General features: G+C 59.8%; 13 protein-coding genes. 9 read left to right on the plus strand and 4 right to left on the minus strand.

The features are described from left to right. Position 1 precedes the first annotated feature (1 nt). Genes AB1724_12155 through AB1724_12165 form a run of 3 tightly spaced genes read right to left on the minus strand, consistent with a single transcriptional unit; the run spans position 2 to position 2,882 of the window. Positions 2-1,165, minus strand: a complete 1,164-nt coding sequence (locus tag AB1724_12155; protein ID MEW6078560.1) for a homoserine O-acetyltransferase — start codon at positions 1,163-1,165, stop codon at positions 2-4. Further along, complete coding sequence (locus tag AB1724_12160; GenBank protein MEW6078561.1) at positions 1,162-2,421, minus strand: PLP-dependent transferase; 1,260 nt, start codon at positions 2,419-2,421, stop codon at positions 1,162-1,164. Before AB1724_12160 ends, AB1724_12155 begins: the two co-directional genes overlap by 4 nt. Next, positions 2,418-2,882: a two-CW domain-containing protein gene (locus tag AB1724_12165; protein MEW6078562.1), complete on the minus strand. Its 465-nt coding sequence runs from the start codon at positions 2,880-2,882 to the stop codon at positions 2,418-2,420. Before AB1724_12165 ends, AB1724_12160 begins: the two co-directional genes overlap by 4 nt. A gap of 64 nt (positions 2,883-2,946) precedes the next feature. Between AB1724_12165 and tmk the strand changes: the two genes are divergently transcribed. From tmk to AB1724_12210, 9 genes are all read left to right on the plus strand, one after another. After that, entirely contained in the window at positions 2,947-3,606 is a 660-nt protein-coding gene (gene tmk / locus AB1724_12170; protein MEW6078563.1) for a dTMP kinase, read from the plus strand. 318 nt (positions 3,607-3,924) lie between these two features. Then, positions 3,925-6,234, plus strand: coding sequence for a cysteine--tRNA ligase (gene cysS / locus AB1724_12175; GenBank protein ID MEW6078564.1), 2,310 nt, complete (start codon positions 3,925-3,927; stop codon positions 6,232-6,234). A gap of 75 nt (positions 6,235-6,309) precedes the next feature. Then, positions 6,310-7,290, plus strand: a complete 981-nt coding sequence (locus tag AB1724_12180; GenBank protein MEW6078565.1) for a hypothetical protein — start codon at positions 6,310-6,312, stop codon at positions 7,288-7,290. A gap of 168 nt (positions 7,291-7,458) precedes the next feature. Continuing rightward, the gene (locus tag AB1724_12185) at positions 7,459-7,647 is read left to right on the plus strand and encodes a ferredoxin (protein ID MEW6078566.1); all 189 of its coding nucleotides are present in this window, start codon (positions 7,459-7,461) and stop codon (positions 7,645-7,647) included. A gap of 93 nt (positions 7,648-7,740) precedes the next feature. Continuing rightward, positions 7,741-9,009, plus strand: a complete 1,269-nt coding sequence (locus AB1724_12190; GenBank protein MEW6078567.1) for a DUF362 domain-containing protein — start codon at positions 7,741-7,743, stop codon at positions 9,007-9,009. Next, positions 9,006-9,584, plus strand: a complete 579-nt coding sequence (locus AB1724_12195) for an MGMT family protein (protein ID MEW6078568.1) — start codon at positions 9,006-9,008, stop codon at positions 9,582-9,584. Before AB1724_12190 ends, AB1724_12195 begins: the two co-directional genes overlap by 4 nt. A 1-nt stretch (position 9,585) precedes the next feature. Continuing rightward, the gene (locus AB1724_12200) at positions 9,586-13,011 is read left to right on the plus strand and encodes a UvrD-helicase domain-containing protein (protein ID MEW6078569.1); all 3,426 of its coding nucleotides are present in this window, start codon (positions 9,586-9,588) and stop codon (positions 13,009-13,011) included. An 89-nt stretch (positions 13,012-13,100) separates the two neighbouring features. Continuing rightward, positions 13,101-13,511, plus strand: coding sequence for a hypothetical protein (locus tag AB1724_12205; protein ID MEW6078570.1), 411 nt, complete (start codon positions 13,101-13,103; stop codon positions 13,509-13,511). Continuing rightward, a complete protein-coding gene (locus tag AB1724_12210) occupies positions 13,508-15,931 on the plus strand; it encodes a PBP1A family penicillin-binding protein (protein ID MEW6078571.1) in 2,424 nt (807 codons plus the stop codon). The genes AB1724_12205 and AB1724_12210 overlap by 4 nt, the downstream gene beginning before the upstream one ends. Before the next feature lie 12 nt (positions 15,932-15,943). Here the strand turns inward: AB1724_12210 and AB1724_12215 are convergent, their stop codons facing one another. Further along, entirely contained in the window at positions 15,944-16,816 is an 873-nt protein-coding gene (locus AB1724_12215) for a hypothetical protein (protein MEW6078572.1), read from the minus strand. Positions 16,817-17,107 lie beyond the last annotated feature (291 nt).

Below are 17,107 nucleotides of genomic sequence, written 5' to 3' on the forward strand. Positions count from 1 at the left end.
GTTATCCGGCGGATACACTGTCCAGAAATCCTTTGATGAGCGCGCTCAAGCGCGGGTTGGGAATCAGAAAGGCGTCATGGCCCCAGTCGGCCTCGATTTCACAGAAGCTCACGTCCAGCCCGTTTTTCTTCATGGCGGTGACCATGGCCCGGGACTGGTAGGTGGGGTAGAGCCAGTCCGAGGTAAACGAGACCACCAGGAAGCGGGCCCGGGTTTTTCCGAAAGCCTCCACCGCCGAGCCATGACCGTGCTGGGCTTCCAGGTCGAAGTAGTCGGCGGCCTTGGTGATATAGAGAAAGGAATTGGCGTCGAACCGTTCCACGAACCTGGCGCCCTGGTAGCGCAGGTAACTCTCCACCTGGAAGTCGGCGCCAAAATCAAAGGAAAAAGTCTCCTTGTCCTGAAGACGTCGTCCGAACTTGCGGCGCATGGCTTCGTCGGAAAGGTAGGTGATATGGCCGATCATCCGGGCCACGGCCAGGCCCGTGTCCGGTTTGGCAGCGCCGTAGTAATCCCCGTTGTTCCAGTTGGGGTCGCTCATGATGGCCTGGCGGGCCACCTCGTTAAAAGCGATGGCCAGGGCCGAGTGGCGCGTGGTGGTGGCCAGGGGAATGGCCGAGGCCACCATTTCCGGATAGCGGACGGCCCACTCCAGCACCTGCATGCCGCCCATGGAGCCGCCCACCACGGTCAGCAACCGGCCGACGCCCAGATGATCCAGCAGGGCCTTCTGGGCCCGGACCATGTCGCCGATGGTAATGACCGGAAATCCGGCGCCATATGGCTTTCCCGTGGCCGGGTTGATTGACGACGGCCCGGTGGAGCCCATGCATCCGCCGATGACGTTGGCGCAGACCACAAAATACCGGTCGGTGTCGATGCCCTTGCCCGGGCCGATCATGATGTCCCACCAGCCCGGTTTGGGGTCGTCTTCGCTGTAGCACCCGGCGGCGTGGGCATCGCCGGTCAGGGCGTGGGCCACCAGCACGACATTGCTCTTGTCGGCGTTGAGCCGGCCGTACGTTTCAAAGGCCAGGGTCACCGGTCCCAGGCGGGCGCCGCTTTCCAGGGTCATTTCATCCGGCGGCCCGGCAAAGGTGAAGGTCTGTTTTTTAACCAGGCCCACCGAAGCCCCGCGCTGATCATGTTCGATGTATTCGCTCATCCGGTCTGCTCCAGGGCCTGACCCAGGTCGGCGCAAATATCGTCGGCGTCTTCGATGCCCACGGAAAGCCGCAGCATCTCCGGCCCGATGCGCAAGCGCTGCCGGACGGCGTCATCAAAGGAAACATACTGGGTGGAAAAAGGATGGATGATCAGGGTCCGGCAGTCACCCAGGTTGGCCAGATGGACAACCAGCTTCAGCCGGTTGATAAAGGCAAAGCAGGCGGCCTGGTCTTTCAACCCGAAGGTCAGCAGGCCCCCGCAGCCTTTGCCGCCGAACTGGGCCGCGGCCACGGCCTGGCAGGGATGGTCTTCAATGCCCGGATAGTTGACCCAGGCCACCTCCGGCCGGCCCTTTAAAAACCGGGCCACGGTCAGGGCGTTGGCGCAAATGCGCTCCATGCGCAGGGCCAGGGTGTCGATGCCGATCAGTGTCAGGTAACTGTGCAGGGGCGCCTGGGTGGCGCCGAAATTGATGTGCTGCTCGCGCCAGATTTTGTCCAGCAGGGCCGTCCGCCCTTTCCGTTCCACAAAAGGCCCGAAATCGGGGAACCGGTCCCGGTTCCAGTCAAATACGCCGCCGTCGATGACGGCGCCGCCCACGGCCGCGCCGTGGCCGCACAGGTACTTGGTGGTGGAGTGGATGACCGCGTCGGCCCCCAGTTCCAGGGGCCGGCACAGAAACGGCGTGGCCAGGGTGTTGTCCACCACCAGGGGCAGGCCGAGGCCGTGGGCCGTGTCGGCCATGATCCGGATATCGGGAACGTCCATGGCCGGATTGCCGATGGTCTCCAGGTAGACAAAGCGGGTCCGCCCGGTGACGGCGGCCCGGACCGCGGCCGGATCGGTCGGATCCGCCGGCACGGCCGTGATGCCGTATTTCTTAAACACGCTGGCAAAAAGCTGATAGGTGGACATGAACAGAGAGGTGCCGGCCACGAACTCGTCCCCGGCCCGCAGCAGGGCCAGGCAGGTATTGGCAATGGCGGCCATGCCCGAGGCCATGACAATGGCCCCGGCCCCGCCTTCAAGATCGGTCAGAACCTTTTCCAGGGCCTGGTTGGTGGGGTTGGACAGCCGGCTGTAGATCATATCCCCGGTTTTACCGGCAAAGGTCTGGTTCAGGTTTTCGGCGGTGTCGTGGGCAAAGGCCGCGTTCTGAAAAATGGGCGGCAGGGTGGCACCCTGCCAGCGGCTGTCGGGCCGGGTGTGATGAACCACCCGGGTGGAAAAGGCTTGCCGGGGTGTTTTCTTCATTTTTCCTTCTCCTTTGAAGAAGGGTTCTGGTCCGGCGCTTCGTCCAGCAGGGACGTCAGGACCGGGCAGGACCGGCAGACCCGGATCTTTTCCTTCCAGGTTTTATGGATCGTGCCGTGGCAGATGGTGCCGTTGATCAGCCAACACAGGGTGCCCCGGTTGAATTCCCAGGCCGGGCACTGGCGCCGGATTTGGGCCGGGCACTTGTTGACCACCCAGCACTCCCTCTGCCGGACCCCGCGGCCGTGACCGCTGACGGCCAGCAACAGCAACTGCTTTTCCACGTGATCGGGCACCGAGCGCCAGCCCTGTTCATAGCTGTGCACCGCCTTGATGGAAACGCCCAGCAACTGAGCCATCTGCTTCTGCGTCTTGCCGAATCGCTTGCGCAGGTCTGAAAAATCCTGTCCGGTCACGGTTTTCTCCAGAAAATTCTTGAGGTTTTCCTTTGTCGGTGTCATAAATAGACAACATCTTATTCATACCACAATGTGGTATGTTTTTGTCAATAAAAAAGAATGCGCCATGTTCATTACCCTGGAAGGAACCGAGGGGGCGGGAAAAACCACCCAGCTGCCCCACCTGGTCCGGTTTCTGGAAGACCGCGGCCACGACTGCGTCGTTACCCGGGAGCCGGGCGGAACGCCGACCGGGCTGAAGATCCGGGGGATCCTGCTGGACCCCGCCAACCATGGCATGACGCCTGAGGCCGAGCTTTTTCTGTACGCGGCCGACCGGGCCCAGCACGTGGGCACCGTCATCCGGCCGGCCCTGGACGCAGGCAAAACCGTGATCTGCGACCGGTTTATTGATGCCACCGAAGCCTACCAGGGCGCGGCCCGGGGCCTTGACCGGGAACTGATCAGCCTGCTCAACCGGGTGGCCACCGGCGGCCTGAAGCCGGATTTGACGATCCTGTTTGACCTGCCTCCGGAAACCGGCCTGGAACGCGCCTGGGAGCGGATCAACCGCAACGGTAACGGCGCCGCCGACCACCGCTTTGAAACAGAAGACATCAATTTTCACAACCGGGTCCGGGACGGGTACCTGGCCATCGCCGCCCGGGAGCCGGAACGGTTTGTGATCATCAACGCCGACGGCAGCGAGGAGGATGTGCGGAAGGCGTTACTGGCGGGGGTGGGGAAAAGGGGTCGAGGGGTCGAGGGGTCGAGGGGTCAAGGGTGAGAAAGAAGGGGAACATATCCCTTATGGCAATATGGATGACGAACGTTTTAAGGTATCATCTGCAAAAAGGGTTAGCTTTCAAATAAGGGATAAAGGCATTTTATCTGGATCACCCGGTTAAACCGGGTGATGACGAATTTCAAAAATGACTGGTAGAATAATAGTTGAATAATAAGTGATGGTGAAAAGAGCCATAATGAAACCTGTGGGATATGGACGCCCGGTCCCCTTGAACCCTGGACCCCTCGGCCCCTTGACCCCTATAGTGCTATGGGGCTCTGCCTTAAGGCCAATTGATATAGAACCAAGGAACCCCCTATGACCACTCTCCTGGACTTCATCGGCAACACCCCCCTGGTGGAAATACGGCGGATCTGCCCCCGGCCCGGGGTCCGCATCCTGGCCAAGCTGGAATACATGAACCCGGGCGGGTCCATCAAGGACAGGGCCGCGCTTTACATGATCGAGGAAGGGGAAAAGTCCGGCCTGCTGACCAAAGACAAAATCGTCATCGAAGCCACCAGCGGCAATACCGGCATCGGCCTGGCCATGGTCTGCGCCATCAAGGGCTACCGGCTCTGCCTGGCCATGTCGGAAAACGCCAGCGAGGAGCGCAAACGCATTCTCAAGGGTCGCGGCGCCGAAATCCTGCTGACCCCGGGACACCTGGGAACCGACGGCGCCATCGAGGAGGTCTACCGGCTGGTGCGGGAAAATCCCGACAAATACTACATGACCGATCAGTTCAACAACGAGGCCAACTGGAAGGCCCACTACTACGGCACCGCCGAGGAGATCTGGCGCCAGACCGAGGGCCGAATAGACACCATGGTGGCCACGCTCGGGACCAGCGGCACGGCCATGGGCCTGGCCCGGCGGCTGAAGGAGCTCAAACCCGATATCCGCATGGTCGGGGTGGAGCCCTTCCTGGGGCACAAGATCCAGGGCCTGAAAAACATGAAGGAGTCCTATCAGCCTGAAATCTATTCCCGAAAGTGGCTCGACGACAAGCCCAACATAGACGACGAAGAAGCCTTTGCCATGGCCCGGCGCCTGGCCGCCGAGGAGGGGCTGTTCGTGGGCATGAGCAGCGGCGCGGCCATGGCCGTGGCCTGCGCCGAAGCCATGCGGCTGGAAAAGGGCACGGTGGTGACCATTTTCCCGGACAGCGGCGAGCGCTATTTAAGCACCACCCTTTTTGCCGTGCGGGAGACCGTCGATATCCGGCTTTACAACACCGCCACCCGGCAGAAGGAGAACTTTGTGCCGCTCTCGCCGGGCCGGGTCTCCATGTATTCCTGCGGCCCTACGGCCAACGCCCGCATGAGCCTGGGCCACTGCCGCCGCATGGTCTTCGCCGACGTGCTGTCCCGCTACCTGATCTACCGGGGATATGCCGTCCGGCATATCGTCAACATCACCGATTTTGACGACAACACCATCGAAGGCGCGGAAAAGGCCGGTAAAAGCCTGACCGAATTCACCCGCGGGTATATCGATCATATCAAGCAGGACCTGGCCGCCCTGGGCGTCAAGCCGGCCGAGAAATACCCCCTGCCCAGCGAGGAGTTCCCGGAAATGGTGGATATGGCGGAGAAGCTGGTCGCCAGGGGCGTGGCCTATGAAAAGCTGCGGTCCGTCTATTTTGACATTTCCAGCCTGGGGGATTACGGCGACCTTTCCCGGGTCGACGCCGACAAGATCCGGCTGGGCGCCACCGTTGACCTGGACGAATACGAAAAGGACAATCCCCGCGACTTTACCCTGCTCAAGCGGGCCCGGCTGGGGGAATTAAAGAAAGGTCTTTACGTCCAGACCAAGTGGGGCAATGTCCGGCCGTCGTTGCACCTGCAGTGCGCGGCCATGTCCCGTAAATATCTGGGCGATCAGTTTGATATTCATACCGGCAGCTTTAACCTGGTCTTCCCGCACCATGAAAACGAACAGGCCATATCCCGGGCCCTGACCGGCAAAACGCCGGCCCGGTTCTGGATTCATTGCGAAACGGTTTTGTCGGAAGAGAGCGGCGCCTGGAAACCCGCCGTCATGACCATTGAAGAGGCCCTGGCCGCCGGCCTGACCGGCCGCCAGCTGCGCTACTGGTTTGTTTCGGTCCATTACCGCAAGCCCCTGACCTTTTCGCGGGAAAGCGTGGACATGGCCGCCCGCTCCCTGGCCCGCCTGGACAACTGTGTCAGGGCCCTGGCCGCCATTGCCGGAAAACCGTCCGGGGACAAACCGGAAAAGGAGCGCGCCACCCGGCAGGAGATCGACCAGATCATTTATAATATCCGCCAGGGCGTGGTCGACGCCATGGACGATGACCTGAATGTCTCCGAGGCCCTGGCCAGCATTTTCAAAAACATCAAGCAGATCAACACCTTTCTGGCGGACGGCGCCCTGGATGGCGCTGACGCGCAAAAAATCATGGACGCTTTTGCGCAGATCGACCAGGTATTGAACCTTTTTGATTTTTCAGAACCGGCCGCGGATACCTCGGCCCGGGTTCAGGCGTTGATGCGGCAGCGGGACCAGGCCCGGAAGGAAAAAAACTGGGCCCTGGCCGATGAACTGCGTAAGACCCTGCAGGAAATGGGGGTTGCGGTGGTAGATACCAAGCGCGATTAGAACTTATTTAGCACCAAGGGCTCAAGGGGTCCTTGAACCCTGAACCTTAAACCCTTATATTGGTCGAAACCTGTCATGCTCGAACCCGTTCTTTTCCCTTTTACCTGCCTGGATGAAAAAACCGCCGGGATGCTGCTGGCCTGCTTCGATCGCATCCGGGTGTATCTGCCCACGGATTCCGCAGCCGGCGATATGGACCCGGACGTGCTGAAAACCGGCCTGGTCACGGCGGTCAACCCCCTGGCCGACAGCGGTCTTCAGGCGGACCGGATATTTCAGGAATACCGCCAGTGGCGCCAGGCCAACCGGGGCACGGATATTTCCTTTTTCAAGATGTCGGGCAGCACCATCCCCTTTTTCGACGAATCAACCATTTCCTTTTTAAAACAGGACATCGTCCATGCCTCTTCCCGCACGGAAAAAGAACCGGACCTGCTCCTGGCCGCGCGCGTCTTCCTGCGCATGACCGGCAACTATGACCGCGCCCAGGCGGACATCGCCGAAGATCTCCTGCTGCAAAGCGAAAAGGAACTGACCATGCTGGCGGCCCTGCATGGGGATGACGATGATGATGATCAGGAGGATCTGACCGTTCCGGCGGCGCAAAGCCTGACCGCCGATACCGGTGAACTGATGACCCGGGAACGGCTGACTGCCTGGTCCATGCTGACGTCGGAAAACGACGCCCTCCCTTCATTATTTGTCACGCCCAGCCGGGCGGTCTTTGCCGCCGTTATGGATCATTTTGAAAGTCATACCGCGACATGGGAGAACATCCCCGCTCCCGGGGATTTGCCGCACCGGGATGATCCGGTCTTGTCTTTGTGGCGGCAGGACCTGTCGGCTTTTTTCAACGGCCTGCTGAAGGGTGACGCCGGCGCTCCGCCCCCCTGTCCGTTAAAAAAGCCCGGCGCCTTTTTAACGGTGATCCGGTTGGCTGAGATATCCCCTCGTGATTTTTTGAAAAAGCTTCAAACCCCGTCCCCGGAAAGACTAAAACACCAGGAAAAACAATCGGTTGAATCAACCATTGTGGCGGCTGTTTTCCCGGCATAAAGAGTATCTCTGAAATTTTACAGGGGAACGGTTTTAATCTCTTGACTTTGGTTTTTAGGGTGGTATAGAGGATTTTCTATGATTTATCAGGACCTTTTCAAAGAACGACAATTCAATGTCAAGGCTGACGATCAGATAAAACATTCAACTTAAAAGGAGGCTGGCAAAATGGGTTATAACGTAACGGTTGACGAGAGCAAATGCACCGGTTGTGAAGACTGCGTTGACAACTGCCCGGTTGAGGTGTTCGAGCTTCAGGATGAAAAATCCGTGCCCGTGAACATGGACGAATGCCTTGGTTGCGAAACCTGCGTCGAAGTCTGCGAGCAGGGCGCCATAACCGTCGAAGAAATTTAGTCGACCCGCGCTGGTTTGATTACAACTGGCAGAATCTTTGATCCCGGCTTTTACCTTTATGATAAAAGCCGGGTTTTTTTTGGTTTATAGCCTATGAGCCCTATCAAGTTCCCGCAAATGGTCCGGGTCAGGCAGCGGCTTTACGCCAGTCCGCTGACGGACGTTAAAGGCGCCGTGGCCGCCGCCCTGGGGTCCTGCCCGGAAATCCGTAAAGCGGGGAAAGGGGCCCGGATCGCCCTGGCCGTGGGCAGCCGGGGAATCGACGCCATCGACCGGATCACCGCCGCCTGCGCGGCGTTTTTTAAACGTATCGGCTGTTCACCCTTTATTGTTCCGGCCATGGGCAGCCACGGGGGCGCCACCCCGGAAGGTCAGGAAAAAATTCTGGCCGGCCTGGGAATTACCGCGGCCGCCATAGGCGTGCCCGTCCGGTCCGACATGGCCACGGCTGCCGTCGGCCGGCTTTCCTGCGGCATGAACATCTTTGTCGCCAGGGAGGCCCTGGACGCGGACTTAATTTTCCCCGTCAACCGAATCAAGCCCCACACCAAGTATATCGGGGACATCGAGAGCGGCCTGGCCAAAATGCTGGCGGTGGGTCTGGGCAAGGCAGACGGCGCCAGGGAAATTCACCGATTTGCCGTCGTCACCCGGACCTTTGACGTCATCCGCCAGGCCGCCGAACAGATTATCGCCACCGGCCGCGTCCTGGGCGGACTGGCCATCCTGGAAGACGGCCGCGGCCGGATCTCCCGCGTGGAAGCCTTACCTGCCGCCGGCCTGATAGAAGAGGAGAAAAAGCTGCTGGCCGAAGCCTACCGGAACATGGCCCGCATTCCCTTTGACAACGTGGACCTCCTGGTGGTTGATCGGATCGGCAAGGACATCAGCGGCATCGGCATGGACTCCAATGTCACCGGCCGGCACCGGGACATCACCGGCGATTTCTTCACGGCACCTCACGCCAGGCGGATATTCGTCAGGGACCTTTCCCCGGCCAGCGACGGCAACGCCAACGGCATCGGCCTGGCGGACTTCACCACCACCCGGCTGGTCAATGCCATCGACCGGAAGAAGACCCTGGTCAACGCCCTGGCCGCCATCTCGCCGGAAAAAGCGGCCATCCCCGTGGCCTTTGATTCCGACCGGGAAGCCATCGTCGCCGCGGCGCAAAGCTGCGGCCTTGTTTCTCCGGAATCCGCCCGCATTATCCGTATTCAGGATACCCGGCATCTGGAGACCCTGGCGGTTTCCCGGGTCTTTGAGAAGGAAATTTTGGAAATCGAGGGCCTATCGCTGGACGGAACGTGGGCGGAGATGGCTTTTGACGAGCAGGGAAACTTAATCAACGGATGTGAATGATGCGCGGCGTCAGGACCGGAACCGGAAGGCAATCAACGGATCGAACATTATACCGCTTATGGGTTGAAACGGCCTGGGGCCGGTGTTGCCTGACTTATGCCGGCGAGCCTTTTCTTCTTTTTGGCATCACCCTCCCGGGCAGCATAAACAAAGCCGGACCGGATTCAAAACTGGAAACCGGGGCGGTCCATCCATCGGCCATCCTGGTCGGGCAAGCCCTGGCGGATTATTTTGACGGCTGCGGACCGGCCGTGATCCCCGGAAAATGGCTGGCCCTGGAACAGCTGACCGCCAACGAGCGGCTTGTTTTGAAAGCCGTCCGCCAAATCCCCTATGGCGCCACCCGCACCTACGCTGAGGTGGCCGGCATGGCCGGTTTTCCCCGCGGCGCCCGGTTTGCCGGCAACACCCTGCACAAGAACCCCTTTCCGGTCATCATTCCCTGCCACCGGGTGGTGCGGTCGGACGGCAGCATCGGCGGTTTCGCGTCGGGTTGCGAAATGAAAGAGAAAATGATAGCGCTGGAAAGACAAAAGGGTTCAAGGGGTCAAGGATTCAAGGGATCGAGGGGATAGCATGCGGTATATCGCCGATCTCCATGTTCATTCCAGATTTTCCCGGGCAACGGCCCGGGATCTGGACCTGGAGCATCTTCATATTTTTTCCCAGTTAAAAGGAATCACCGTAGTCGCCACCGGCGATTTCACCCATCCGGAGTGGTTCGCCGAACTGCGGGAAAAACTGGAGCCGGCGGAGGACGGTCTGTTCCGGTTGAAAAAGGAGATCGCCGAGGCCTGCGACCAGCGGGTTCCCCCTTCCTGCCGGCGGCCGGTGCGGTTTATCCTGTCCACCGAAATCAGCAACATCTACAAAAAAAACGACCGGACCCGGAAAAACCATCATCTGGTCTTCATGCCGGACCTGGATACGGCGGCGCGATTCAATACCCGGCTGGAGGCCATCGGCAATATCCGCTCGGACGGACGGCCGATCCTGGGCCTTGACGCCAGAAACCTGCTGGAGATCGTCCTGGAAACCTCCGCCGACGCCTTTCTCATCCCGGCCCATATCTGGACGCCCTGGTTTTCCCTGTTCGGGTCCAAATCCGGGTTTGACGCCATCGGCGACTGCTTTGAGGACCTGACGCCCCACATCTTTGCCGTGGAAACCGGCCTGTCCTCCGACCCGGCCATGAACTGGCGGGTATCCGGCATCGACGGCCTGACCCTGGTGTCCAATTCCGATGCCCACTCCCCGTCAAAACTGGGCCGGGAAGCCTGCATCCTGGATACGGCGCTATCCTATCCCGACCTGCGCCGGGCCATCAAAACCGGTGATCCGGCGCAGTTTCTGGGAACCTATGAATTCTTTCCCGAGGAAGGGAAATATCATTTTGACGGCCACCGCGCCTGCGGGGTCTGCTTTTCTCCCGACATCACCCGGCAGTACCACGGCCTCTGCCCGGCCTGCGGCAAGCCCCTGACCCTCGGTGTTTTATACCGGGTGGAGGAACTGGCCGACCGGGAACCGGGGAAAAAACCGGGCCGCCACCATCCTTATTACAGCCTGGTTCCCCTGGAGGAGATCCTGTCGGAAATCGCGGGGGTGGGGTCAAAATCAAAAAAAGTCGCCGCCGCCTATGACGGGGTCCTGGAAAAACTGGGGCCGGAGTTCGACGTGCTGTACACCCTGCCGGCCGAGGAGATCAGAAAAAGCGGGGTGGCCCTGCTGGATGTGGCCGTCGGACGCGTCCGGGACGGCCATGTCCATCTGACCCCCGGTTATGACGGAGAGTACGGCCGGGTCCGGGTGTTTACGGAAGACGAGAAAGAAGCCCTCCAGGGGCAGCAGCACCTTTTCCCCGATGATACCGGCAAGACGGACGCGGGCGGCCGGCGGACCCTTGCCTTGCGGGTAACCGTTGCCGCCAGAAAACCCGATGTCCAGCCCTCCCTGCCCGGCATCGCCGCCGGCGGCGAACCGGCTGCCGATCAGCCGGCGGATCCCTTCAAGGGCCTCAACAGCCGGCAGATGGAAGCCGTCAGCCACGGCGACGGCCCGCTGATGATCGTCGCCGGTCCGGGTTCCGGGAAAACCCATACCCTCACCTGCCGCATCGCCCGTCTGATCCGGGAAAACAGGGTTGCCGCCGAAAACATCCTGGCCATTACCTTTACCAACCGGGCCGCGGCTGAAATGGCCCGGCGGATTGAGCAAATGGTCGATAAAGCATCCGGCCGGCCGCAGGTGTCCACCTTTCACGCCTTCTGCTTTTCGCTTTTAAAGGAAGGACCGGAAACGGTCCCGGTGATCCTGGACGAAACCGATCAGCGGCAGATGATGGCCGATGCCGTCGAGAGCGCGGCCATGGCCGAAACGGTCGGAAAACTGTCTCCCGGCCGTTTCGCGGAAGTCATCGCCCGGGCCAAACAACGACTGCTCTCGTCCGCGGATGACCTTTCCGCCATTGCCGGCGGCCTGCCGCCGGAGATCCTGTCCACGGTATATCAAAGCTACCAGCGCCTGATGTCGTCCGCCGGTCTTATGGACTTTGAAGATCTGATCGCTGCCGTCGTCCATCGCCTGGAACAGGACGACGCCTTTCGCGAAGACTGCCGGCGGCGGTTTCCTTACGTGTTCGTCGATGAGTATCAGGATATCAACTACGCCCAGTACCGGCTGATCCGGGCGCTGGTGCCGCCGGACGGCAACATCTGCGTCATCGGCGATCCGGATCAGGCGATTTACGGTTTCCGGGGATCGGATGCCGCTTTCTTCCAGACGTTTGACCGGGATTTTCCGAACGCCGCGACCGTCTGCCTGGACCGGAGCTACCGCTCCACCGAAACGATCCTTTCGGCCTCCTATCACGTCATCAGCCGGCAGCCGGACAATGACCGCCGGGTCAGGGTCTATTCGGGGATCACGGGATTGCCGGTCATCACCGTGGCCGGCCTGGCCACGGACCGGGCCGAAGCCACCTTTGTCGGCAAAACCATCGAATCTCTGGTCGGCGGGCTGGGTTTTTTTTCCGTGGATTCCGGCCAGGCCGGCTACGAGGATGACCGCAACGCCTATGGGTTTGCGGACATCGCCGTTCTTTTCCGGACCCGGGCCCAGGGAAATATCTTCGCCGATGTGCTGGGCGCCGCCGGCATTCCCTTTCATCTGGTCAGCCGGGAAAACATGTATGCCGCCAAAGGCATGGCGGAACTGATTTCCCTGTGGCGGCTGTGCAATGACGGCGGCACCATGATGGATTTTGAGCGGGTGCTGGCCGCCGGCGGGGGCAAAATAACGCCTCAAGCCAGAGAAGCGCTGGCCGCCTGGAAACGGAAACACGGCTTTTCGGTAGAGAGAATGATGCGGGCGCTGATCCGCTTTCCCGTTGACGGCATCGGCAGCGCCGTCCAGAACCGGCTGGCCGCTCTGGCGGGCAGCCTGCTGACCATGCGGGATGAGATGCGGCCGTTGGACGCGGAGGAGCAGCTCCTGTATCTTCTGGTCAGGCGATCGGACATCAGGGCGGTCATCGACAGCCGTCAGAAGACCCGGGATGCCTGCGACGCGCTGGTGCGGGAAGCGGCGGCGGGCGGGCTCGATCCCGGAGCCTTTCTGGCGGCGGTGAATCTGTCCTCGGACGCGGACGCCCAGTTGCCCGAGGCGGACCGGGTGCGCCTGATGACCATCCACGCGGCCAAGGGGCTCGAATTTCCGGTTGTGTTTGTGGCCGGCTGCGAGGACGGGTACCTCCCCTTGAAGCGCGGCGAGGATGAAGCGGTAGACGAGGCGGAGGAGCGCCGGCTGCTTTATGTGGCCATGACCCGCGCCCGGGATCAGCTTTTTTTTACTTATGCCAAACAGCGTCAGATCTTCGGTAAGATGGAACAGAGACGGATTTCCCCCTTTGCCGAAGATATTGAAAGCCGATTAAAGGTAAGCGCCGGCCTGGGAAAGGGAAAAAAGCCCCGGGGCGGGCCGGTGCAGATGGAATTGTTCTGACCCGGATATTTCATAAAAAATTTTCATGAAATATCCGGGCTAATGGGTTTGATATTACCCGTATTTATTGATAAAGGGTTTCGGGAAGCATGGAACAGCAACCGCTCACCGAAGAAGCGTTCGACAACGGTGTTACCCTGCGTCTTTACGATGCCTCGCGGAAACTGGCCGGAGACCGCTGGCTGGTGGCTCTGGCGGCCAGGGCCATGGTGCCGGTAAGAGAGCCCCAGTCACCGGACGCCACCCCGGAAGATTTTTCAACCTTCCGACAGGCGACAGGGGATGAGGTCGTGTTTGAGCAGAAGCGCGAACGGTATTTTATCGACGCATCGCGGAAAGCCGCGGTTTTTGAAGAGATGCTGGAAAGTTTCCGGTCGATGACCCGCACCTACGTGGCCCATCCCCAATTCCCGGCGCGTTTTGTCGCCAAGGCTTTCCGGGAATTTCTGGCCCGCAACAAGCTGAACGATCAGATGCGCGGAGGATTCGATTCCGAATGATCATGAAAGTCTTCAAGTGGGCCCTCATTCTCGGGCTGGTCCTGATTGTTCTGGCCCTGGGCGCCGGAGCGGCCTTCTTTTACCATGTCAGCCGGGACCTGCCGGAAATTTCCTCGCTCCGGGATTACCGGCCGCCGACCATTACCACGGTTCACGCGGACAACGGCCGGAAAATCGCCGAGTTCTATAATTGCCGGAGAATCGTCCTGCCCCTGCCGGAAATTCCGGAGCAGCTGATCAACGCCTTTGTGGATGCCGAAGACGCCCGGTTCTTTCAGCATACCGGCGTCGATCTGGTCAGTATTGTCCGCGCCGTTATCAAGAACATGACCGCCGGCGAGATTGTCCAGGGCGGCAGCACCATCACCCAGCAGGTGGCCAAGTCCTTTTTCCTCTCGTCGGAAAAAACCTTTGCCCGCAAAGCCAGGGAGGCGATTCTTTCCTACCGCATTGAAAAGCGGTTCTCCAAGGAAGATATTCTCTTTCTGTATCTCAACCAGATCTACCTTGGGCACGGCGCCTACGGGGTAGAGGCGGCCGCCGAAAACTATTTTGGAAAAGCCGTGGGGGAACTGAATCTGGCTGAATGCGCCATGCTGGCGGGTCTGCCCCAGGCACCCAGCCGCTACTCACCCTTCCGGTATCCGGCCCAGGCCAGAAAGCGGCAGTTGTATGTCATGAATCAGATGATGGAAAGCGGCCATATCACCGGGCAGGAAGCCGCCGCGGCACGGGAAATGGAAGTGGCTGTCCAATCGAAGAAAAGCTGGTTCCAGGAAACGACGCCCTGGTATTCGGAGTATGTCCGGCAGTACGTGGAAGAAAAGTACGGAAAGGATATGCTCTACAATCAGGGGCTTCAAATTTATGCCGCCGTCAACGTGGACATGCAGGAGGCCGCCCGGCGGGAGATTGACCGGGGATTGCGCGCCCTGGATAAGCGCCAGGGATACCGGGGTCCGATCGATCATCTGGACATCCAGGAGATCGAACCGTTTCTGGCCGAATTGACATCAACGTCCGAAAACGGGGACGCGGCGGCGGCGGACACCGCTGAAAACGGACGGACGGTTACCGCCGTGGTGGTCGAGGTGGACGACGACGAGGGAACCGTGCTGGTCCGGTTCCCCGGCGGCAGGGGCCGAATTTCCTTGGCGGATATGGCCTGGGCCAGGAAACCCAATCCCAGAGTTCCCTGGCATTTACCTTCAGCCAGAATCAGCCGGCCGTCCCAGGCTCTGTCCGTGGGGGACGTCATCCTCGTGACCATCCCCCCGGCGACGGATGCCATGGCCACTGCCGATAGCATGCCGCCGCAGACGGCCATGGCCGCGCCGGCCGGCGGATCGGATGATGTTCCGGTTTTTCTGGAACAGACGCCGACGGTGGAGTCGGCCCTGATCTGCATGGAAACGGGAACCGGACGGGTCAAAGCCATGGTCGGCGGCCGGAATTTTTCCAAGAATCAGTTCAATCGGGCCATTCAATCCAGACGCCAGCCGGGCTCGGCCTTCAAGCCGATCATCTACGCCGCCGCCCTGGACAAAGGCTATACAGCGGCCAGCATGATCGTCGATTCAGCCATTGTCTATGAAGACCGGGAGCGCAATTTTGTCTGGAAACCCCACAACTACGAAGAAAAATTTTTCGGACCGACCCTGTTTCGCCTGGCCCTGGTCAAATCCCACAACATTCCGACCATTAAAATCCTCAAGGACATCGGCGTGGATTATGCGATCGCGTACGCCGAGAAAATGGGCATCACCGCGCCGCTGAGCCAGGACCTCTCAATCGCCCTGGGGTCGTCGGGAATACCGCCGATCGAATTGATCATCGCCTATTCCGTCTTCGCCAATTTGGGGGAACGGATAACCCCCCTTTTCATTGAGCGGATCATCGACCGTGACGGGCGGGTCCTGGAAGAAAACAAGGCCGGTTCGGTCCAAGTGATGGATAAAACCACGGCCTACATCATGACCAGCCTGCTGCAGGGGGTGGTGGAAGAGGGTACCGGCCAGAGAGTGCAGGCCCTTAACCGGCCGGTGGCGGGAAAGACGGGGACCACCGACAACCTTTATGATGCCTGGTTTGTGGGCTACACACCGGATTATGTGACGGCGGTCTGGGTCGGTTTTGACAAGGCCCGGTCCCTGGGCGCCGGAGAAACCGGCGCCAATGCCGCCAGTCCCATCTGGCTGGGGTTCATGCAGGATATCCTGCGGGATAAACCGGTTCAGTCCTTTACCGTGCCGGAGGGGGTGGCCTTCGCCCGGATCGACGCTGAAACCGGTCTGCTGCCCATTGCCGAATCCCGGGAAACCTTTTTTGAGTGCTTCAAGGAAGGAACCGTGCCCACCGAACACACGCCCCGGCCGGGAACGGTTGTCAGGGATGAGCAGTTTTTCAAACAGGGAATGTAATAGCCCGGTCGGCTATTGAGCGCTCTTTTTGCGGGCGTTAAACTCCCGGATCAGTTCCGAAAGTTGAATGGCTTTCTGGTCATACCGGTATTTGTTCTCCCTGGCCCGCTGTTTTTCTTCCGGTGTGACGGCAGCGGCCAGTTCCTCCTTGACCTGCGCCGCCTCCTCATTGATTCGCCTGGTTTCCTCCTCCAGTTGCCCGCGGGCGGTTTCCGGATCGTCCAGGTTGATATGGCTGTAATACTGTTCCTCGGGGACGGCGATCGGCTCTTCCGGATCATTGGCCAGGGTTTCGCTCTGGCTCTCGGTCGCCACTTCCTCGTTGCTTATGGGAGCACGTTCCCGGGACCTTTCCGGCCTTGTGACGGGCGGCTGGCTCCGGTCGCTCACAGACTGTTCCTCCGCCGGCGGCGGTGTAGATGAGGGGGGCTCTGAGGGCGCCGGCTTAAGGGTGTAAAAAACGACCCCGCCGACAATGAGCAGGGCGAAAACGGCCAGGCTGACGTCCACCAGCCTGGGTCGCGATTTTTTTTCGGATTCCTGCGGAACGGGAGCTGCCGATTCGGTTTTAACGGGTTCGCCTTTCATCTTTTCGAACACAATGCCGCATTTCGTGCACTCTCTGTCCTTGGGAGAAATTTTTCCTCCGCAGACGGGGCAGGCGATCCGCATGTCCGGGGGAAGGTCATTGAAGGAACAGGGCGTCCCCTCCTTCCAGACCGTACTCCAGTCGGCCGCGACAAAATCTTCCCAGCCGCCGCCCTGATCTTCCCAGATGACGCTGCCGTGATAACACAGGCCGACACGGCCGTCTTCGAATTTGATGGCGGTTGTCTCGAAATTATGGTTGGGGAGCTGAAGTTTTTTTGCCTGCCATTTGGCCATGATGAACCTCCTGACATGAAAATCGTCCGGTCAAAAAAGATAAACCGTAAACAGAATAAAACAATATTTTGATTATAGCATATGCTTTGCCCAGTTACAACGTCTCTGCTTTGTTCGTGCCCGGTCGGATTTTTCCATATTGTCGCGGGGCGGACATTCCGGGTAAAAGGGAGAACAGAAATAATCGCTCAAAAAGCAAAAAGGGGTTTGCGGTAAATCCCCGCAAACCCCCGTCATTATCTGGCTGAGGGATAAGGATTCGAACCTTAATAAACGGGGCCAGAACCCGAA

The sequence above is a fragment of the Thermodesulfobacteriota bacterium genome (assembly GCA_040753795.1).
Classification (GTDB): domain Bacteria; phylum Desulfobacterota; class Desulfobacteria; order Desulfobacterales; family Desulfosudaceae; genus JBFMDX01.